Origin of the sequence: Sphingobacterium sp. UBA3549, assembly GCF_002376635.1 — a bacterium.
Classification (GTDB): domain Bacteria; phylum Bacteroidota; class Bacteroidia; order Sphingobacteriales; family Sphingobacteriaceae; genus Sphingobacterium.
Map to the genome: position 1 here is coordinate 87095 of NZ_DFOE01000007.1, position 21563 is coordinate 108657.

Sequence of the window (21563 nt, forward strand, 5' to 3'; positions counted from 1 at the left end):
TTTAAAATCCCAAATGTTTACCATTACAGATTAATCAATGGGACTCAATATTTATCCCGGCGCAATATTAAAGGGATAGAGCATAACCAAGGGGGATATCAGGTTAAAGCTGATTTTATTGCGAATCTGGTTGCTCCAAATCATACAGACGCAAAGATTATGTATACTGAACATTATAATAGGCAAATGCAGGATGGAACTTCAAAAATATTAGAAAATTACAAATTGTATGATGAATATCATCCGCCTGTTATCATCAATGGTAAAGAGGTAAGTCTTTAGCTGACGATTATTGGTGTAACCCCTTTCGGTAAAAGATGCGACTACATTCGGGTAAACATTATCAACACAAAGAAATATTAACATTTGCCTGATGCGAAAGCGCTAATATTCTCTTAACTTTGAACAGCGTATTAGTGCTTTTTCATTTCATGCAGGTTGAGACATGACATGTACTGTAGCTTTCTGGGCAAGCAAAGCATGTTTGGAAGTATAGTCCTCATAGCAAATGCATGATTATTTTTTTACACAGATTTTTATGGCAGAGGATTTACAAATAGCTAAAGGTAGCAAAGTAGAACAATATCAAAATTTACTTCCTCAGATTGAAGGATTATTGACTGGCGAATCCAATCAAATCGCCAATCTGGCCAACATAGCCGCCGCGCTGAAGGAACAGTTCAATTTTTTCTGGGTTGGATTCTATCTTATAGATGCAGATGAGCTGGTATTAGGTCCATTTCAGGGACCCGTCGCATGCACGCGTATCAAGAAAGGTCGTGGTGTGTGCGGGGGAGCTTGGGCACAAGAAAAAACATTGATTGTTCCTGATGTGGAGCAATTTCCGGGACACATTGCCTGTAGCTCACTATCGCGATCCGAAATCGTGCTACCCGTTTTTAAACAGGGACAGATTATCGGTGTGCTGGACGTTGACAGCAGTGAATTAAATAGTTTTGATGAAGTCGATGAGAAATATCTCACGCAGATTCTCGAACTTTTATACAGTAAATAGATAAACGCCACAACCAACGAATGAAATAGCATAAGTATCGGACTAGATTTGAAAAACAAACCGTATACTTACGCTATTTTTTTACAATTCAAGCAATCGACACCTGTTAATAAAAAAAAACATCTGATCGATACCTAAAAACCAAATCCGACCTGTAAAGTAAAACGGTGCAGGTCATATTTTTTATCTATTTGTGTTCTTCCATACCAGATATCAATTTCTGGTAAGCTTGCTGAGGGTTGTGTATACGTGTCCTTTCGGCTATAGTGTTGATACCGATATCCTGTTGCCAATGACCAATATTTCGCCGAATTATTAAATTTAAAGCGCCAACCCAGCTGTGGGTTTATCAGCAAGCCGCCCTGATATTCATATTTTAAATTGTTCTCGACTGCATTTTTATTCAAGGAAGTAAAACTATAGCCTAAATCCAATCCTGCGAAAAAACTACGCTTTCTGTCAGGAAATTCTACATAATTTACTTTGGCTGAGAGTGGTAAAAACCATTTTGATCCTTCATTGTTTACAGGATACCTATCCACCCCTGTATTTAAGCCCAGAGCGATATTTTCATGGAGCTGCACCCCATGGAATGTATGTAGGCCAAATCCAGATTCGAGAAAAGCAGGGCCATAAGTAATAACCGAAAATTCATTATGATTTGTATATTTTTTTGTTTGGGCATCAACAGTTAAATACCCGAGAAGAGCCAAAATGGCAATCGAAAGTCTTTTCATATCAGAATAATGAAGCTCTTGAAATCGTTTTTTAATTGGAACCAATAATAGGAATAATGCTCAATTCCTTCAGTTTGGCTTTATTGCTATAATCATATTGATGTACACCTTTTTCTGCAACAACGATTAGTGATTTTGATCCGGCGATCACATCTATGCTCGTCAGTTCTTTTTTAGTTTCGAGAAGCTTATTGCCTATTTGGCTGACATCACTGGCATCGAATGACTTCAATCCGAATTTTCCTTCACAAACATATAAGGTTTGGTCTGAGAGCGCCAAGCCATGGGGGTTCTCCAACGTGAAGGTATTTTTTAACATCGGTTTTGTCAGGTCTTGGATGTCGATAACTTCCAATAGATTCTGCTGTCCACCACATACTACGCCAGCCCGCAAAGTTACAAAGGCATATTTCTCGTTAACTACCACAGGATCACAAGCACGAATATGCGAATAACGCGACAGCTCTACGGGAGCCGATGCTGTGGTGATATCATAAATCACCATGCCTGTATTGGAGCCTATAAATAGGCTGTTTTTAAAAGGAAAAATTGTTTCGATACCAGGGCCTATCTTGATGTCCTTTACATAGGCAGGTTGACTTGCATTCTGTACATTAAAAAGGTGTAATGTCGTTTGATCTACAGCATATAAATGTTTATTAGCAATGGTAAATCGCGCCATAGATCCACCCTGCCCCGATCCCGAATTGGTCTCGTAATAAACATTATCTTTTCGGTCATAGGGTGAATATTTATCTTTTTGGCTATAGCTTACAAGACTATCTCGGTATCCTGTAATGATGCGATCTGTAGTATTATTGATGTAATCCATTTCAAGCAAGACCTTAAACACATCCTTATTTCGTGTCAATAACTTGGGTGACGCTGGATTTTCCAGATCGAAGGTCAACAGATCTGTAAAACTATCAGCATACAGCTTTCCATCCAGAACCGCAAGATCCACATTTCCAGGAATACTTAAGAACGCCATCGCCAGAGGTTTTGACGGATCTACATTATTAAAGATATGAATACCTTTCCCTGGTTCATTGATTAACAAATAATCTTGATAAATATAGATCTTTCCAGCTTGAACAATAGCGGTAGGGCCGCTTACGGGATTCGCTTTAGCCCGTATACTTTCCATTGTTTCAAATATTGGCACGCGAGCCAGATACATTCCCTTACTTTCGATCTTATCACAGCTCGCAAGCGCTATACAACTCAATAAGATAATCCAAATTCTTTTCATAAAATATAACTATGAGGTCAATTAAGTTTACAATCTCTATAGTTAACGATATACTTATGAATTCGCTACAAACAATATATACTTTTTTTTCTACCTGGATAGTTTGCTTTTCCGGGTCAATCTTCTATAAATGACATTCCCAGACTTTAACGAGTTTGTCATCGCTCACACTAAAGAAATATTTCCCATCTTCAGACCATACTCCCGCATTTACAGATAAATGATGGCCATCCTGCATTTTCTCTCGACTCATATTTTTCAATAAGGCAAAGTCATCTGCTGACCAGAATTTTAACGATTTATCCCGACTGACGGTTGTAAAAATCGGCGCTTTAGGATGGGGATATATACCGTATACGGTAAAAAGATGAGGTACAAAGGAAAAATTACTCGTCAATTGATTTGGGTCTGAAATCACCAATTGTGCATCCCGTCCACCACTTAGCAATTTATTATCGATAAAAGCCAAAGACGTGGCGGGCATACTATGCAATTTTGAATTAGTAATCATATGAAAGTCGGCACTGTCCAATAGATAAACTTGTCCATCTTTATCGGCCAAAGCTATTCTTCCAAGTCCTTCATCGATTGCAATTGCCCGAATTGTTGTCGGGGATATACGTTTTTCGTAAATATTTTTATAGGTCTCCAAATTAACGACATACAATGTCCCTTCTTCACCTGCCGCCAGCAGTTCATTTTTCCAAGGCATATGGACCAATGAAAAGATAGCTTTGGTGCTTAGTTGTATGCTTGCTACAAGCTTTTGCTCTTCTACATGTACAAAAAGCAGCTTACCTTCGCGCAATGCGATGGCCAGAATCGGTGTTCCCGCTATCATCCGTAAAGCGTAAACCGATGAACTTACCGCACAGAGAATACGCTTAAACGCATTGTTTTCAATATCCCATTCCACAACACCCTTGTCGTTACCGGCGGTAAAAAAAGTGTGCGGGTGATAGCCTCTTTCTACACAAAAAATAGGGTTTTGATGTCCTGGTAATGTTGATTTTAATGTAATATCCATAGTAATTTCTCTAAAACTCCTTCTCTATCCAGATCGCATAGTTGATATCCATTTTTTATGCTGTAGGATTAAATTTTCCGCCGACTGAACTGTGATCCGCTAACGATCAATACAGCAATACCAATTGTTCGCCGGTAGAAACAAGAAGTGCAGTATATCCACAAATATACTGCACTTTTAAGATTCTTTTGTCATCTTAGCTTAAAGCCTGCTGACCGCTTCGGATTTTGTTCAACGGCAATCCCATTGCCCAAACACCTATTGATGTCTACTTTCCAGATTTTTCGCTATTGTTTCTAAAGAAAATCCTTTCTCCCGCAACAATACGATTAAATGAAACAATAAGTCTGAAGTCTCATTGATAAAATCAGTATCAGTTTCGGTCAAAGCTGCAATGACTGTTTCGACGGCTTCCTCGCCCACCTTTTGCGCAATCTTATTGATGCCACGAGAACGCAGGCGGTTAACATAAGATTCGTCTGACGGATGCGCATATCGATTGTTGACAATACGCTCTAACTCCAACAGAAAATTTTGATTAAAGTCTGTACTGAAACAACTTCTGCTCCCTGTGTGACAAGTCGGACCAATCGGGTCTGCTTTAATCAAAACGGTATCTTTATCGCAATCAATATGAATGCTTTTTACATTCAAAAAGTTACCACTCTCTTCGCCTTTTGTCCAAAGGCGATTTTTGCTTCGGGAGAAAAACGTGACACGTTTCTCTGCTTGAGTCTTCTGCCAAGCTTCCTCATTCATATAGCCCAACATCAAGACTTCCAACGTTTGGAAGTCCTGCACAATCACTGGAACGAGACCGTCACTTTTTGTAAAATCTAACATGATTTTAGTATTTCAATTTTTAATTATTTTCCAAAGAGACATGGCTCCATGTTGTATTTTAAGATATTATTCAGCAAATTTATAATTTGCTGCTACTGGATGATTGACCTTTCATCCTAGATTTTATCGTACGATAATTCCATTTCGCTGCAACGTGGCTTTAAGATCTGGAATCAATATTTCGCCATAATGGAACACAGAAGCCGCCAAAGCAGCATCTACGTGAGCTTGATGAAAAACATCCACGAAATGCTGTTGATTACCGGCACCGCCAGAAGCTATAAGCGGAATATGGATCTGATCATTTATGGTTTTTAAGAAGCCATTATCAAAGCCATTTTTTGTACCATCATGGTCCATCGATGTAAGCAAAATCTCTCCTGCTCCTCGCTCCTGTGCCTCAACGATCCATTCCGATGTATTCAACTCAGTCTTTATCCGTCCACCGCTCAAGTACACAAAATTTTGTCCATCAATAGATCGCGTATCTACTGCTACTACGACAAATTGAGCACCAAAAGCAGCTGCCATTTCATTAATCAAAGCCGGATTACGTACAGCGGCTGAATTGATGGAAACCTTATCAGCACCCGCATTTAATAAAATTTCTGCATCCTTGATTTCATTGATCCCCCCACCGATTGTAAATGGAATATTCACTTGACGGGCTACGGCCTTTACCAATTCAATCGTTGTTTTACGTCTTTCATGGGTGGCTGTGATATCTAAAAAAACAAGTTCATCAGCTCCCTGTTGGGAATACGCATACGCTAGCTCAACAGGATCACCCGCATCACGCAAGTCTACGAAATTGACGCCTTTTACAGTTCGTCCATCTTTAACATCTAAACAAGGAATTATACGTTTTGCAAGCATGCTAAAATCTGATTAACGATTTTAAATTCCAATCTTTTATTTCATCGATCGAGATTCTATTTTCATAGATTGCCTTTCCAACGACCACAGATTCTACTCCACCCAATTCCTGCAATTTTTGGATATCGTTCATTGAACTGATACCGCCGGACGCGATCAATTTGATAATCGGCGAATGGTTCAATAGTTTTTGATATAACTCAACACCAGCACCGCCCAATTTGCCATCTTTACTGATATCCGTACATAGGAATCTAAAGAATCCCAATACCAAACATTTATCGATATACTCGATCAATTTAATTGGCGAGCTTTCCAACCAGCCAGAATATTTAATGACTTCATCCAATACGTCGATTGCTATTACAATGTGATCCGCGTACTTCACTTTCCCTTCGTTCAAGGTAGCCAGTTCCTCCAGAAAAGAAGGATTTGTAATCGCCTGTGTTCCTACAATAACACGGTAAACACCAGCATCGACCAGTTCCTTTACCTTTTCTATACTTCTAACACCACCTCCATATTGAATTTTCATTTCCGTTTTTTGGATAATATCAAATAGGTAGGCCTGATTGCTGAAGTCCCCTTTTGCTCCGTTTAAATCAATGATATGAACCAACTCGGTACCATTTGCATGATAGTTTTCGATCTGCTCTTCTAAGCTGATTGCATACGTTGTGACGTCGTCATAGTTGCCTTCTCTCAGGCGGACAACCTTTTTGTCCAAAACGTCTATTGCTGGAATGATATACATAGTTGAATGTTTTTAGTCAATTTAAATAGTTGAAAAATTGAGCAATAATTGCTCACCTGCTTTCCCGGATTTCTCGGGGTGAAATTGTACACCAAAGAAATTGTCTTTGGAAATTGCCGCTGAAAAGGGCTGCCCATAGACACATTTTGCAGCGGTATACCTGTCATCGAATTCAATGAAATACGAGTGGACAAAATAAAAATAAGTCTGATTTTGAATGTGCGCAAATAAAGGATTATTTGCTTGTACAGCAACGCTATTCCACCCCATATGTGGGACTTTGCCAGCCATTTTGCTATCAAAATGAAGAGTTTTCAAAGGAATTAACTTTAACATTTCTGCATTTCCCTCTTCTGAAAAGTCAGTTAGCAATTGCATTCCTACACAAATACCCAACACCGGCTTACGCAGCGCTTTGATAGCTGGTACGAGTCCCGACTCCTGCAATTTATCCATGGCTGCACCCGCATGCCCAACTCCTGGGATGATAATCCGATCGTACTGATCGATCTCCTCCGCCGAGTTGATCATCCCATAGGTGAGTCCTACCCGATCTAAGGCCGCTGTTAAGGAAAAAATATTCCCCGCACCATAATTAATAATTCCTATCATTTTACAATACTCCCTTCGTACTTGGCAACTGCATGTGATCAGCATCGCGTCTCACTGCTTTCTTGATGGATTTAGCAAAAGCTTTAAAGATTGCTTCGATCTTATGATGCTCATTTTCGCCTTCCGCTTTTATATTTAAATTCGATCGCGAAGCGTCCGAAAAAGATTTAAAGAAATGAAAAAACATCTCTGTAGGCATATCTCCAATTTTTTCCCGTTTAAAAACTGCATCCCATACAATCCAGTTGCGACCACCAAAATCCAATGCAACCTGAGCCAGACAATCATCCATCGGCAACGTATAAGAATAACGTTCAATACCTCGCTTATCACCAAGGGCTTTCAAAAATACCTCACCCAAAGCGATACCTGTATCTTCTATGGTATGATGTTCGTCAATATGAAGATCCCCTTTTGCTTTTATCGTCAAGTCTAATGCCCCATGCCGAGCCAATTGATCCAACATATGGTCAAAAAATGGCAATCCTGTATCCATGTCAGACTTTCCTGAACCATCCAAGTTCAAATGAATGAAAATATCTGTTTCATTGGTCTTACGATGATGTTCGGCGGTACGCGTGCCCAATTTAAGAAATTCATATACGCTCTTCCAATCTGTTGTTTCTAAAGCTATAACAGTTGAATCGATCGCTAAGTTTTCCAATGCACCTAATTGATCATTGGCACGGAGCCAGATCGCCTTAGCCCCAAGATTTTGAGCTAGTTTAACATCGTTTACACGATCACCAATAACAAAAGATTGGCTCAAATCATATCTTGATGCATCAAAATACTCCCCCAGCATGCCGATCCCCGGTTTACGCGTGTCCGCATTTTCATGTGGAAAAGTTTTATCGATATGCTCTTTGGCAAATACCACCCCTTCCCCTGCAAACGTATCCAGCACAAAATGATGGACTGGCCAGAAATTCTCTTCCGGATGGGAAGAAGTTCCTAAACCATCTTGGTTGGAAACCAAGATCAATTCGAAATCCAGTTCCTTTGCGATACGTGGCAGATACTGCAAGGCACCGGGATAGAATTTTAATTTGGCAAAAGAATCGATTTGTTCATCTTCTGGTTCCAAAATTAATGTTCCGTCTCGGTCTATAAACAGTACACGTTTTAAGTTATCAGGCATAGTATTATTTATTGATTTGATTAAGTTTTTCTAACAATGTTTGATTTTCAGCCGGTGTGCCGACAGTGATCCGCAAACATCCCTCACATAATTCGACTTTAGATCGATCCCTCACGATGATTCCATATTGAACCAAGTAATTGTAAACGTCCCGAGGTTGATCCATTTTGACCAAAATAAAGTTAGCATCGGAAGGTGTGATATGCTGCACAAAGTCCAGTTCAAGCAATGCGCGCACGAGTTTTTCACGCTCCGCTACGGTTTCTTTGATCCAGTCGTTCACTTGATCTACTTGATCCAATGCTTGTAAAACGATATCTTGCGTGGCCTGGTTAATGTTATATGGAGGTTTTATTTTATTAAAAACAGCGATTACCTCTTTACTCGCAAAAGCCATACCCAAGCGTAAGGCTGCTAAGCCCCAGGCTTTGGACAATGTCTGCAACACGACTAAATTGGGGTATTCTGCCAGTTCCTGTGTAAATGATTTTACAGCGGAAAAATTGATATAAGCTTCGTCCACAATCACCAACCCCTGAAAATTAGTTAAAATTGTTTCGATATCCTGGCGACGGATTGAATTTCCTGTCGGATTGTTTGGTGAACAGATAAAAATTAACTTGGTATGTTCATCTATCGCATTGGCGATACCCTCCAAATCCAATTGATAATCTGCCGTGAGGTTGACTTTCCTGCAGGCTACATCATTGATGTTGGCTGAAACTTCATACATACCATAGGTTGGTGGAACTAAAATCACATTATCCACACCTGGCGTACAAAAAGCACGATATAAAATATCAATTGCTTCATCGCTTCCATTTCCCAAAAAGATATTTTCTGCGGGTACGCCTTTTATTTTAGAAAGCTTTGTTTTAACTTGATGTTGGAGAGGGTCTGGGTATCGGTTGTAATCATGGCTTAGTGGGGATCCAAAAGGATTTTCATTGGCATCGATCAATATGGATGCCTCCCCTTTAAATTCATCTCTTGCGGATGAATAAGGTACGAGCTTCTTAATATTTTCCCGTAATAGGTTGTTTAAGTTGAATGGATTATCCATTATAAAAAAATTAGAGCCGTAAACTTAGATAAATTGTTCATCATATGCAATATAATAAGCAATTATTCATCGGAGCGCTTATTTATACTGAAAACCATTTCCCCTCTATCGAAAGCTCAGTATTGGGAAATACCGACCTCGCTTCTTCCAATAATGGATGTAAATCTCTATATCGTGCTGAGTAATGCCCCAAAAGCAACTTTTTGGCATGGGTTTCTTTCGCTATCTCGCCGGCTTCAAAGGCTGTTGTATGAAATGTTTCTTTAGCACGATCAACCATATCATGTAAGAATGTAGACTCATGATACATGAGATTTGCTTTCTGAACAAAAGGGAGATAGTCTGCTGTACGTACCGTGTCCGAACAATAGACATAGCTTCGCGACAGTGGTGCAGGAAGACTTAGATCATCTGCAGCATATACTTTACCGCTTTCGTCGACATAATCCATACCCTTTTTTATCATAGGATAATATACTGTAGGAATATTCAAGGCTTGTACCACATCGGCGAGCAAAGTTCTTGCCCGCGGCCCCTCATCAAAGCGAAATCCCGTACAGGCAATTCGATGTTTCAGCGGGAATGTACTCACCTTTAGTGTCCTATTTTCAAAAATAACACCCGGCGCCTCGGGTGAAATTGGATGAAAAACAAGATTGTAGCGTAAAATTGTCTCAGAATGTAGAAATTGTAAATCTAAAATTTCTTTTAACGCGGCAGGACCATACAGATGGAGATCACTTTTTCTGCCGACAAGATGCATGGATGATAGCAAACCCACCAAGCCCAAATAATGATCTCCATGTAAATGGCTAATAAATATATGTCCGATACGATTGCTCTTGATACCATACCTACTGAGCTGCATCTGTGTGCCTTCTCCGCAATCGATCAAAAACAATTGCTCATTAAAGTTCAACACCTGGCTAGTCGGATGACGATCAAACATGGGCGTTGCCGAGCTATTTCCTAATATCAGAACTTCAAACTTCATTTTAATCCTCAATTGTCCCCCGATATTCAGATTCCAGTTCATGCGCAAAGATTAAATCTTCAGCAACCTTTAATGATGGTGCAATCTTTAGCGATTTATCTAAATGTGATACACGAACCATATCCATTAATGTAGGACAAAGATTCACAAGAATAAATATGCCACCAACCGATTGACACAACCGATGTGCTAGTACTCCTAACCGGATGCCAACTTCGTCTGTTTTCTTAACATGAATCATATCCAGCACAATATTTCGTTGTCCAATCGTATTCCGCAACAAGAACTCTCCTTTGAGTTTGGCTGCATTATCCGCATCTATCACATCGACATGTGGTTCTATGACAATATAGCGATCGTGTTTATCAATGGTATACTTCATGAGGTGATCTCCTTTATTTGAGGATACAATGTACTAATAATTTAGCGTTTTTAAGGCGTTTGACACATTTCTTTCTACTCGTTCAAGTACATTTTCTTGATCTGGGTAAACAAACTTTTCTCCAACAATATGTTCGTATAGTTCAATATAACGCTCAGAAATCGAAGCTACAATTTCATCCGTCATTTCCGGAACAGCCTGACCGTCTTTTCCTTGAAAACCGTTTTCGATTAACCATTTCCGAACAAACTCCTTCGATAATTGCTTTTGTGGCTCATTTTGATCTTGGCGTTCTTGATAACCTTCGGCATAAAAATAACGCGAAGAATCGGGTGTATGAATTTCGTCAATCAACACGATTTGACCATCTTTTTTACCAAACTCATATTTTGTATCCACCAATATTAACCCCCGTTGTGCGGCAATTTCGGTTCCTCTTTGGAATAAAGCTTTCGTATATTTTTCTAGCTGAACATAATCTTCTTCACTTACGATACCCTTATTCAAAATATCAGCACGTGAGATGTCCTCATCGTGGCCGACCGCTGCCTTAGTTGTCGGCGTAATAATAGGTTCCGGCAACTTGTCGTTTTCCTTTAACCCTTCTGGCAATGATTCACCACAAACTTCACGTTTACCTGCCGCATATTCACGCCAGGCATGGCCTGATAAATAACCACGGATAACCATTTCCACTTTAAACGGTTCACACATTTGGCCGATTGTCACACTTGGATCCGGAACAGATACCACCCAATTTGGAATAATATCAGCAGTAGCCTTTAAAAATTTGGCTGCAATTTGATTCAGAACTTGCCCTTTATACGGAATAGGACGTGGAAGCACCACATCGAATGCTGAAATACGGTCGGAAGCTACCATCGCCAAATACGTATTGGCAATTGTATACACATCACGTACCTTTCCTCTGTAAAAAGCAGTCTGGTTTTCAAAATTGAAATTTGTTTCTTTTATAGCATTCATGTTCAAAGTAAAATACACCTGTAAATAATTATTATAATCCGCAAATGGCACTTTCATGCCAGGCAGGATCATACAGCATTTATTTTATGAGCCCGCTGTACTCATTTGTTTCTAGAGGGAACAACACCTTACTTTCCGCATTCGCCTATTAAATATCGCCATATGCTTCTAATATGCGACGCACCAATTTATGCCGTACCACATCTCCGCCGCTGAGGTGAACAATATCTATCCCTTCGATATTGTCTAATAAGCGAATCGCTGTTGACAATCCAGACTGATTTTTCTTCGGCAAATCCACTTGTGTCATATCACCAGTAACAATAAATTTAGCCGTAGGTCCCATCCGCGTTAAAAACATCTTCAACTGCATATCTGTTGCATTCTGAGCTTCATCCAAAATGACAAAACAATTGTCGAGCGTACGTCCCCGCATAAACGCCAATGGCGCAACCTCGATGGTGCGGTTTTCTAAATAACCTTTGAGCTTTTCGGCAGGAATCATATCATCCAAGGCATCATAAAGGGGCCTCAAATAAGGATCTACTTTTTCCTTTAGATCGCCCGGTAGAAATCCCAAATTCTCTCCCGCCTCAACGGCTGGCCGCGTCAAGATGATCCTTTTGATTTCTTTATTTCGGAGTGCCCTAACAGCCAAAGCAACTGCAGTATAGGTTTTTCCCGTTCCTGCAGGTCCGATAGCAAATAAGATGTCATTTTTGGAAATACTATCTACCATCTTCCGCTGGTTGGCGGTGCGTGCACGTACAATCAGGCCATTAGGGCCGTATACGATTGGTTCGGAACCAAAAGCAGCATTTTTGGAAGCGAGTTCTTTTTCCTGTTGAGCGGCAGAACCTGCGCTTGCACCCAGCAGATTTTCAAAATCCAACAAGGTAATGTTGTTAAATTTCTCCAAATGAGCCACGACTTCCTGAAAAGAGTGTTCAAACAGGTCCAATTCCTTCGCATCTCCTAGCACCTTCATTTCACTTCCGCGAGCTACAATCCGCAGTTTTGGGAATTGCTTCTTCAAATAATCGAAGTGCTCATTGTCTGCTCCCCACAATACGGGCAAATTCAGACCATCTAATGCAATTAGTAATTCGTTCAAATTTTATCTATTTAGAATTAATTAGATTGTAGCCATTACACAATATCATTCCTGTATAACACTATTCAAAATTAACGTATTCTAACGAAACCACCAAGAATATAGCGCGTACAAACAACGAGAATAAGAATGCGTATTTGGAGGGCAATGTCTATGTTGTAAACATTTCAATATACGTGAAATATCCGCTATGTAGGTGTATATCAACCGAAAAAAAAGATAATCAAAATAAGTTCTCCAATTAGCTTTACAAATCACCTGATAAATAGTAATTTTGTTCTCTATTTAAATAAATTACGGGGTATATTTTACGGGAATTCGACAGCAATTCAATCTAGGATTTAGATTATAATGGCAGTAATTACATTAACAACAGACTTAGGACATAAAGATTTTTATCAAGCTGCGCTAAAAGGGAGTCTTTTAACGCAGTTATCTGATGCCAATATTGTTGATATTACTCATGAGATCCCAGCATTTAATATCCCTCGAGCCGCATTTGTATTGGGCAATGCTTATCATTATTTCCCCAAAGGAACTGTCCACATCATCGGGATCAACACCTTATTTCATGAAGAATCCAGGTATATCGGCATGAAATATAATGATCACTATTTCGTTGGAGCCGACAACGGTATCTTCAGTCTATTGTTGAATGGCAATGAACCACAAGAACTCTACGAACTCAACTTAATGCAGGATTTGCGGTATCTACATTTTCCACTAGCAGACATTCTATCTAAATCTGCCTGTCACATCGCCAAAGGCGGAAAACTGAAAGATGTCGGAACGCCAATGCAACAGCTGATTGAAAAAGTGACTTTGCAGCCCATCTTTGACAAAGATATGATCCGAGGCAATGTCATTTATGTGGATGCCTTTGGCAATGCCATCACCAACATCTCCAAAGATTTATTCAATAAGGTACAGAAAGGTCGGCATTTTGTACTTTACTTCAAACGCAATGAGACCATCACCAACCTTTCCTGGCACTACAACGAAGTAGGTGAAGGAGAAAAACTTTGCTTATTTGGCATTTCCAACTATCTTGAAATCGCCATCAATAAAGGCAATGCAAGCCAGCTCCTTGGACTTCATGACGATGACTCCAACGTAATTCGCATAGAATTCAAAGATTCCGTACTGTAAAACAATTATCAAACTTCAACCCACAGTCATCATTTACTGGCAATTGCTTCGCTAATTGTTCGCACCTGCTTCGCTTCTCATTCGGGGCCGCTCCACTCCGCGCCCACTGATTGTCCACCTTGCGCCCACTAATTAGGTGGAAAATCAGTGGGCGCAAGGTGGACGAGAGGTGACCAAGAGGTAGACAATTTCCGAACAAAGGGCGAATAGATGGCGAACGAAGGGCGAAGTGAGCTACTATCTGATGACAACACGATAATAAAACAAAATCTTACGGCAAACGTTAGTTTTAAATTAGATATTTGATTATAAAAATTGTTAAACATACATGAGATCGCTAAAATTACTTTTTCTGTTCACCATTCTATCCGGCTTCCTTAAACAAGTCAATGCTCAAACCAATCCAGATTCCAGCGCTTACGAAGTACAGCGGAACCATGTCAATGAGCTACTCAATGCCCGGCAACAAAAATTTGGTGCTTATGACACCAGTCTTACCCAAAAAACGGGTCTTTTTGGTCTATTTAAATCAAAAGGAGATATGCAAAAGAGTATCGACATTCTTAAAGATATTGTGATTACCGATAATAACATCTTTCTCGAAACACAAAAACTTCTTAAAATAAAAGATTTTGAGAAAGATAAATTTCAGCAGCTGGCAACAGATTATGATAAACAGGTTTCTGCTTATATCGGCACCATAAGCAAGCTTCAGAAAGAAAACGAAAAATTGCGTAGCCAAGTTGACAAAACATCGGGTAACGGAGGCCTAAGCAATATTCTCCTTTATATTGCTTTAGTTGTGATCGGGGTTTTAGGCTATCTACTCTACACGGCCAAAGCAAAACACGCCGCTGCAAAACAACAAAATATAGGATAAAATAGGCGAATACCAGTCTCAACATAATAGCCAACAAGTCAAACAGCCCTTAAGGTATTAAAAAGTCACCTTGATGCTAAAAATTGACTATAGTATGATAGCAAATTGTTTTTAATCTCGTTACATTTGTCCTCGCAACAAAATTTGAAGTAGCGGATATGGCAAGAGGATTCAACAGCGGTAATAAACAAGAAGAGGATCTACCAAAACCAAAATTGAATAAGGAGCTCCTGTTGAGAGCTGCAAAACTAATGACCTATTTAAAACCTTATCGGTTTAAATTTGGAATAGGGATGTTTTTCTTGGTATTATCCAGTTTAGCCATGTTAGCGTTCCCGGCGCTGCTTGGGGCTATGATCGATGCTGCTCAAGGTAAGCAAAAATATCTCTGGCTTCCTCCAGAAGTATATTACATTGGTGGCATTGCATTTATTATATTATCTTTTCTGTCAGTCGTTTCTTTTTTTCGCATCCGTATTTTTGTTGAAATTGCAGAACGTACATTGGCTGCCCTTCGCAAGGATACTTATCTAAAACTGATTTCATTACCGATCGAATTTTTTGCCAACCGTCGTGTTGGGGAATTAAACAGCCGTCTGTCTGCAGATCTTTCGCAGATCCAGGATACCCTGACCACCACACTAGCTGAAATTCTAAGGCAGTTGATCAGTCTTTGTTTTGGTGTTTTTCTATTGGTTTGGGTATCTCCCAAACTTGCTCTTATGAACCTTTGTATTTTACCGATCATTGTGGTGGCGGCTATCATCTTTGGAAAGTTTATCCGCGAACTATCGAGACAGGCCCAAGACAAAATGGCTGAATCAAATAGTATCGTTCAGGAGACTTTATTAGGGATCAGCAATGTGAAGGCTTTTGTCAATGAATACTTCGAGTTTAACCGTTATAGCAGACAGATGGATTCTGTTGTCAAACTTGCTGTTAAAGGTGCAACCTTTCGTGGTGCATTTGCTTCCTTTATTATCTTCTGTATTTTTGGTGCAGTAATCGCCGTTATATGGTATGGAGCGGCACTAGTTGCTATCCACGAAATGACTGTCGGCGATCTGACGACCTACATTTTATATTCGATGTTTGTTGCAGGATCCATGGGCAGTTTTCCTGAACTCTATGCCAATATCCAACGCTCCTTAGGGGCAAGTGAACGCATTTTGGAAATTCTGGATGAGCCTCAAGAAAACCTCAATGTGAAACCGACTTGTAAAGAAGTTCACGAAGTAATGACCGGCAAACTAAGCTTCAATCATGTTTCCTTTGCATACCCAAGTCGTCCCGATATTGAAATTCTAAAAGACATCAATTTTACGGCCAATGCAGGGGATAAGATTGCCATAGTCGGCCCCAGTGGAACAGGAAAATCAACAATCGCTTCATTAATCTTACAATTCTACACGGTTAATACAGGTGAAGTCTGCTACGACGACAGACCAGCATCCGATTTTGAATTATGCGATATCCGTAATCAAGTCGCTATTGTACCGCAGGATGTATTGCTGTTTGGAGGTACTATACGCGAAAATATTGCGTATGGCAAGCTCGATGCCTCAGAAGATGAAATTATAGCCGCTGCTAAACGTGCCAATGCACATCAATTTATCTTAAATTTTCCTGAAGGCTATAACACGCTCGTTGGCGAACGTGGCGTAAAACTCTCTGGCGGGCAGCGCCAGCGTATTGCCATTGCCCGCGCGCTGTTAAAAGATCCGGCCATTCTTATCTTAGACGAGGCGACTTCATCATTAGATTCTGAGTCCGAGCGCCAGGTACAAGAGGCATTGGAAGAATTAATGCGCGGACGTACTTCGATTATCATTGCTCATAGATTATCTACCATTATCGATGCTGATAAAATTATCGTTATCGAAAACGGCATCGTATCGGAAAGCGGCACTCACTTTGAACTGCTCCAAAAAGAAAGCGGCCTCTATCAACACCTCTACAACCTCCAATCGAAACAGCAAAAGATTGATATGTAAAATTTTGTTAATTATTGATTCTTTTTAAACAAAATCACCTTGTGATTGTTCATTTGGTATCATACTTGATTATCATTTGAATATATAACAAAATAGAAGAATTATGAAAAATAGCAAAAATGGATTAGTGGCATTTGCTTTGGTAGGATTAGCTGCGGGAGCTGCTGCATGGTATCTTTTAGGAACTGACGATGGAAAAAAACAATTAGATCGTGCAAATGATGGCATCAAGAGCTTAACTAAATCATTGAAAGATCTTTCTAAGAAAGAAGCTAAAAAAGCGCAAAAACTAGCTAATAAAGCTTCGTCCGAATTAGATAATTTAAAATCGAAAGCTCAGGCTGCCTTTAGCAAAGCTACAGAAGATGCAGATGCACTGAAAAACAAAGCGAAAGAAGCAGGCAGAGAAGCTTTGGAACACGCCAACAGCGCAGCTCAAAACTTGGCAGGCAAAATCGATGATACAACTGACGCTGCGAAGTCCAAAATTTCTAACGTATAAGTAAAAATAACGTCTTTTTTAGGAATTGATGTTGTTGATCACTCTCGCGGTTAAAATACATTTGTATCTTTGCTGCCTATGACGTTGATGCAACAAGTAAAAACTTTAATTCTTAAAGACATCATTCTGGAATGGCGTTCGAAATATGCTATTAACGGAATTCTACTATATGTCGTATCAACTGTTTTCGTCTGCTATCAAGCATTTAAATCAGTTGATACGACTACTTGGAACGCATTATTTTGGATCATTATGCTCTTCGCTTCGATCAATGCAATCAACAAAAGCTTCGTCCAAGAAAACCCCAATCGGCAACTCTACTATTATTCACTTGTTGATCCTCGAGCGATCATTTTAGCAAAAATCATCTACAATACCATCGTGATGACGCTATTAGCCACCATCGCTTATTTTGTATATTCAACCATATTTAAAAATCCCATCGGTGACCCGATACTCTACTTCTTATCGGTCATGCTCGGCAGCATTAGCTTTTCAACTGTATTTACCATGATTTCTGGAATTAGCGCTAAAGCAGGAAATAACAGTACGCTAATGGCAATACTTAGTTTCCCGGCAATTATCCCGCTATTAATCGTATTAATAAAGCTATCACGCAATGCAATAGAAGGTTTGGAAAGAGCTTCAAGCAGTAAAGAAATAATCGTATTACTTGCAATTAATGTAATCACGATCACTATTTCTTTGTTGTTATTTCCGTACCTTTGGCGAGATTAAATATGAGCATTGACGACAAACTAAATTCAATATAACCATGAGAAAAAAATGGTGGAAAGTATTAGCAGTATTGATTATCTGTGGTGTTATTATCAATGGTCTTTTAGGCCCTGTTCCCCGTCTATTTATCCTACACGAAAGCATCCGTAATGTCTATTTTCATGTTCCGATGTGGTTTGCTATGATTTCGATGTATTTCGTTTCTGTAGTATACAGCATTAAATACCTTAATACTGGAAAACAAGCATACGATTTAATGGCTATAGAGGCTGTAAACACGGGTATTACGTTCTGCTTCTTGGGACTTGCGACGGGTATGCTATGGGCAAATATCACCTGGGGTGAACCGTGGCCAAACGACCCGAAACTGAATGGCTCTGCGATCGCAACATTGATGTATCTCGCTTACCTTGTTCTCCGAAATGCCTTGGAAGAAGAACAAAAAAGAGCGAAGATTTCTGCAGTATATAATATTTTTGCCTTTCCGATTATCATTGTACTCATCTATATCTTACCTAAACTGACAGATTCCCTACATCCAGGTAGTGGGGGGAATGGAACATTTGCTGATCTTCAGATGAGTAATGAATTGCGCCCGACGTTCTACGGTTCTGTTATTGGATGGATTTTGATAGCGACCTGGATCTGTACAATGCGCTATAGGATGCGTTTATTAGAGAGAAAGCAAGAATTAGGCGCATAAGTATCAAAAATTTGTATTCATCAAACACCTGTCATGTTGCGCATAAAAATGGACAACATGACGAATAATAATATATAGAAATAGAAATGAAAAAAATAGTATTGTCAATCGTCTTACTCATGTTTTCTACCCTGAGTACATTTGCGCAAGAAGATGTCGATATGGCGACCGGATTGCGTAGCGAAGGAAAGATCTACGTCGTAGTATTGGTCATGTTGGTCATTTTTCTTGGCTTGGCTTTCTTCCTTTTTTTGCTTGACCGCCGCATTAGCAAATTGGAAAAAAAGAATAAATAGCACATATTTATCAACACCATGATTATCAGTCAGTTTAGGAATTATTCACCCATTAATATTTTATTTCTATCGCTCGTAGGCTTTGTGCTATGTTTAGGGATATTTTTGCACCTTCCGGATAAACTTGACTCTGTAATTTTTGAACCTGCATTGGGCAATCTATTGGGAGAAAACAACTTAATCAACCTTTCTCCTGCCACCAATGTTTTTATCACGCTGATCTTGACGATCTTCCAGGCGACAATACTCAATCGCATCACAAGCCATTTTAACTTACTAGGGAAACCTAGCTTTTTGGTCGCTTTGATGTACATGACACTGGCCAGCTTGTTTTTACCATTTTTGGTGCTGTCTCCAACGCTGATCTGTAATTTTATTTCGATATGGATGTTAAGCAAGTTGCTCTCCCTCTATCGGCAGACGGATGTTAAAGCGGAAATGTTCGATCTTGGCATGATCGTAGGCATCGGAAGCTTGGTCTACTTTCCATTCTTGAGTATGTTTGGCTTATTGTGGATAGGTTTACTCATTTTTAGGCCGTTCAACTGGCGCGAATGGATTACCCCACTCCTTGGCTTGGCCACGGTGTATTTTATCTTGGCGGTAATCTATCTTTGGATGGGCAAAATGGAGCAGTTTTATACGATTTGGCTGCCGTTTACGTACAAATTTCCTACGGCTATCCGTATTCAATTAGTTGACTATCTGGTACTCGTGCCGGTCATCTTTACTTTAATACTCTTCTTAATGGTCTTAAAAGACAACTTTTTTAAAAGTGTCGTGCATATTCGCAAGTCATTTCAATTGTTGTTCTTTATGTTATGCCTGGCGGTAGTCTCGTTCTACTGGAATAAAAAACTAACAGAGGCCCATTTTTTACTTTGTGCACCTTCTATCGCCATCTATATGGCGTACTATTTCACTTATGCCAAAAAGAAATGGTTTTTTGAGGTCGTATACGCCATTATAACCCTCACTATAATCTACTTTCAGTTTTTCTAAGCTACTGTACAATAAGCGTTTAACCTTTTTTAACAAAATCGGCTTAACAAGCTCGCAAAAATTGAATAGTTTTGTATGCGATTAAAAGCAAAAAACATTTAATATCAGAGTCAAATAACTCGAAAATTTCACTAAAACTAAATAAACATTAGTTTCTCAATTTTATAGATTGACCATGCAGAAACGCTTTACAAGCTCTCTAAAAAATAAATCACTCCAACTGTTGTTAGCAGGGGGAATTTTAGCTAGTTCTACTACCGCATTTGCCCAAAAAACGACATCCGCATCACCCTACTCTCAATTTGGACTTGGTCAGATGCGAGAGGATTTATTGCCACAATATAGAGGTATGGGGGGCGTGAATACCGCTATCCGAAGAATCAATGGCGTATACAACACCAACCCGAGCAATCCTGCATCTTACTCTGCCACACAGTTTACCACCTTTGATGCTGGTTTATATGGCAATTACACGCAATTAAATTCGACAACCCGATCAGATAACACGGCTGACTTTGCCTTTAGCCATATCACCATGACTTTCCCCATGAAACGATTTGGAGGAATCAGTTTGGGTATTCTTCCCTACTCTGATATTGGTTATCGGACATCTTCAACAGGAACTGTAAATGCTGATCCTTACACGAAAGTTTTCACCGGCGAAGGTGGTTTAACAAAAGCCTATGCTGGTTGGGGGGTACGCATCGTGAAAGGCCTGAGTATCGGTGCCAACATGTCTTATCTATTTGGAACCTTAAATGATTATAGCCGTGTAGAATTTCTCCCTTCATCGGGGGCATTGAATACCCAGCAACAGAATAAACGCGAAATACAAGGTATTATCTTTGATTATGGTTTACAATACGAGCAACCGTTAAATAAGGAATACTCACTGACCTTTGGTTACTCTGGTTCATTAAATAATGATATTAAAGAGAGAACAACAATATTTAATACGAGAACTACACCTTCTTCTGATCCGGACAACCAAAATATCCCGTTGGATAGCACCTTTATTTCTGACCGCAGTAGCAGACATTTGACCCTTCCGCTGAAGCATAATGTTGGTATCACGCTTGCGCGTAGCAACCGCTGGTTGGTTGGTGCTGATTTTAAATACGCAGATTGGTCGAGATTTCAGACTAGAAAAGGAGAAAATGAGCTCCGCAAGAATTACGGCGTAGCGATTGGGGGTCAAATTACGCCCGATGTCACCTCGCTTAAGTATTTGAACCGAGTAGATTATCGACTTGGCTTTAGATATAACAAAACACAATATTTCTTAAGTAACCAAAATATCAACGATATGGCTGTTACTGTTGGTGTTGGTTTCCCATTTGCCAGAAATCAATTTTCGGGAGCTTTCTCTAAAATAAACTTTTCGGCAGAATTTGGACAAATGGGCAAAATCAGCAATAGCCTCTTACGTGAACGTTATATTAACTTTAATATAGGCTTTACCTTAAATGACCGCTGGTTTAGAAGAACACAATTTGATTAATCCG

At 39.6% G+C, this 21563-nt stretch carries 24 protein-coding genes; 11 read left to right on the forward strand and 13 right to left on the reverse strand.

The features are described from left to right. The first annotated feature begins 159 nt into the window (after positions 1–159). Together B2W36_RS04475 and B2W36_RS04480 are read left to right on the forward strand one after the other, a co-directional pair. On the forward strand, positions 160–282 hold the full coding sequence (locus tag B2W36_RS04475; RefSeq protein WP_293886561.1) for a hypothetical protein: 123 nt from the start codon (positions 160–162) through the stop codon (positions 280–282). Positions 283–538: 256 nt separating this feature from the next. Then, entirely contained in the window at positions 539–1015 is a 477-nt protein-coding gene (locus B2W36_RS04480; RefSeq protein ID WP_293886562.1) for a GAF domain-containing protein, read from the forward strand. 134 nt (positions 1016–1149) lie between these two features. On the opposite strand, the gene B2W36_RS04485 is transcribed toward B2W36_RS04480, so the two are convergent. The 13 genes from B2W36_RS04485 to B2W36_RS04545 form a co-directional block, all read right to left on the reverse strand. Beyond that, complete coding sequence (locus tag B2W36_RS04485) at positions 1150–1752, reverse strand: hypothetical protein (protein WP_293879515.1); 603 nt, start codon at positions 1750–1752, stop codon at positions 1150–1152. Positions 1753–1783: 31 nt separating this feature from the next. Then, positions 1784–3004, reverse strand: coding sequence for an LVIVD repeat-containing protein (locus B2W36_RS04490; RefSeq protein WP_293886563.1), 1221 nt, complete (start codon positions 3002–3004; stop codon positions 1784–1786). A gap of 124 nt (positions 3005–3128) precedes the next feature. After that, positions 3129–4031, reverse strand: coding sequence for a WD40 repeat domain-containing protein (locus tag B2W36_RS04495; protein WP_293886564.1), 903 nt, complete (start codon positions 4029–4031; stop codon positions 3129–3131). 258 nt (positions 4032–4289) lie between these two features. Next, entirely contained in the window at positions 4290–4874 is a 585-nt protein-coding gene (hisIE, locus tag B2W36_RS04500; protein ID WP_293886565.1) for a bifunctional phosphoribosyl-AMP cyclohydrolase/phosphoribosyl-ATP diphosphatase HisIE, read from the reverse strand. 123 nt (positions 4875–4997) lie between these two features. Continuing rightward, a complete protein-coding gene (hisF, locus tag B2W36_RS04505) occupies positions 4998–5750 on the reverse strand; it encodes an imidazole glycerol phosphate synthase subunit HisF (RefSeq protein WP_293886566.1) in 753 nt (250 codons plus the stop codon). 1 nt (position 5751) lies between these two features. Continuing rightward, on the reverse strand, positions 5752–6504 hold the full coding sequence (locus tag B2W36_RS04510; protein ID WP_209578707.1) for a HisA/HisF-related TIM barrel protein: 753 nt from the start codon (positions 6502–6504) through the stop codon (positions 5752–5754). Positions 6505–6525: 21 nt separating this feature from the next. Beyond that, a complete protein-coding gene (hisH, locus tag B2W36_RS04515) occupies positions 6526–7116 on the reverse strand; it encodes an imidazole glycerol phosphate synthase subunit HisH (protein WP_293886567.1) in 591 nt (196 codons plus the stop codon). Between the two features lies 1 nt (position 7117). Beyond that, entirely contained in the window at positions 7118–8257 is a 1140-nt protein-coding gene (hisB, locus tag B2W36_RS04520; protein WP_293886568.1) for a bifunctional histidinol-phosphatase/imidazoleglycerol-phosphate dehydratase HisB, read from the reverse strand. 4 nt (positions 8258–8261) lie between these two features. Then, positions 8262–9320 carry a histidinol-phosphate transaminase gene (gene hisC / locus B2W36_RS04525; protein WP_293886569.1) on the reverse strand — a complete coding sequence of 353 codons (1059 nt, stop codon included), beginning with the start codon at positions 9318–9320 and terminating at the stop codon, positions 8262–8264. Positions 9321–9402: 82 nt separating this feature from the next. Continuing rightward, positions 9403–10314 (reverse strand): ribonuclease Z, encoded by a 912-nt coding sequence (locus tag B2W36_RS04530; RefSeq protein WP_293886573.1) that lies wholly within the window; start codon positions 10312–10314, stop codon positions 9403–9405. A 1-nt stretch (position 10315) separates the two neighbouring features. Further along, entirely contained in the window at positions 10316–10696 is a 381-nt protein-coding gene (locus B2W36_RS04535) for an STAS domain-containing protein (RefSeq protein ID WP_209578711.1), read from the reverse strand. Positions 10697–10729: 33 nt separating this feature from the next. Beyond that, positions 10730–11680, reverse strand: a complete 951-nt coding sequence (locus B2W36_RS04540; protein ID WP_293879658.1) for a phosphoribosylaminoimidazolesuccinocarboxamide synthase — start codon at positions 11678–11680, stop codon at positions 10730–10732. A 148-nt stretch (positions 11681–11828) separates the two neighbouring features. After that, positions 11829–12794, reverse strand: coding sequence for a PhoH family protein (locus B2W36_RS04545; RefSeq protein ID WP_293879505.1), 966 nt, complete (start codon positions 12792–12794; stop codon positions 11829–11831). Between the two features lie 351 nt (positions 12795–13145). On the opposite strand from B2W36_RS04545, the gene B2W36_RS04550 reads away from it, so the two are divergent. From B2W36_RS04550 to B2W36_RS04590, 9 genes are all read left to right on the forward strand, one after another. Continuing rightward, positions 13146–13943: an SAM hydrolase/SAM-dependent halogenase family protein gene (locus B2W36_RS04550; protein WP_209578714.1), complete on the forward strand. Its 798-nt coding sequence runs from the start codon at positions 13146–13148 to the stop codon at positions 13941–13943. A 328-nt stretch (positions 13944–14271) separates the two neighbouring features. Next, entirely contained in the window at positions 14272–14823 is a 552-nt protein-coding gene (locus tag B2W36_RS04555; protein WP_293879504.1) for a hypothetical protein, read from the forward strand. A gap of 158 nt (positions 14824–14981) precedes the next feature. Next, entirely contained in the window at positions 14982–16817 is a 1836-nt protein-coding gene (locus tag B2W36_RS04560; RefSeq protein ID WP_293879503.1) for an ABC transporter ATP-binding protein, read from the forward strand. 103 nt (positions 16818–16920) lie between these two features. Then, positions 16921–17319, forward strand: a complete 399-nt coding sequence (locus tag B2W36_RS04565; protein WP_293879502.1) for a hypothetical protein — start codon at positions 16921–16923, stop codon at positions 17317–17319. A gap of 78 nt (positions 17320–17397) precedes the next feature. Beyond that, positions 17398–18057: a heme exporter protein CcmB gene (locus B2W36_RS04570; protein ID WP_293879501.1), complete on the forward strand. Its 660-nt coding sequence runs from the start codon at positions 17398–17400 to the stop codon at positions 18055–18057. Between the two features lie 37 nt (positions 18058–18094). Then, the gene (ccsA, locus tag B2W36_RS04575) at positions 18095–18760 is read left to right on the forward strand and encodes a cytochrome c biogenesis protein CcsA (protein ID WP_293886570.1); all 666 of its coding nucleotides are present in this window, start codon (positions 18095–18097) and stop codon (positions 18758–18760) included. A gap of 86 nt (positions 18761–18846) precedes the next feature. Continuing rightward, positions 18847–19056: a CcmD family protein gene (locus B2W36_RS04580; protein ID WP_293879500.1), complete on the forward strand. Its 210-nt coding sequence runs from the start codon at positions 18847–18849 to the stop codon at positions 19054–19056. Positions 19057–19074: 18 nt separating this feature from the next. Beyond that, a complete protein-coding gene (locus tag B2W36_RS04585) occupies positions 19075–20058 on the forward strand; it encodes a DUF6427 family protein (protein ID WP_209578721.1) in 984 nt (327 codons plus the stop codon). 175 nt (positions 20059–20233) lie between these two features. After that, a complete protein-coding gene (locus tag B2W36_RS04590) occupies positions 20234–21559 on the forward strand; it encodes a hypothetical protein (RefSeq protein ID WP_293879498.1) in 1326 nt (441 codons plus the stop codon). The last annotated feature ends 4 nt before the right edge of the window (positions 21560–21563 follow it).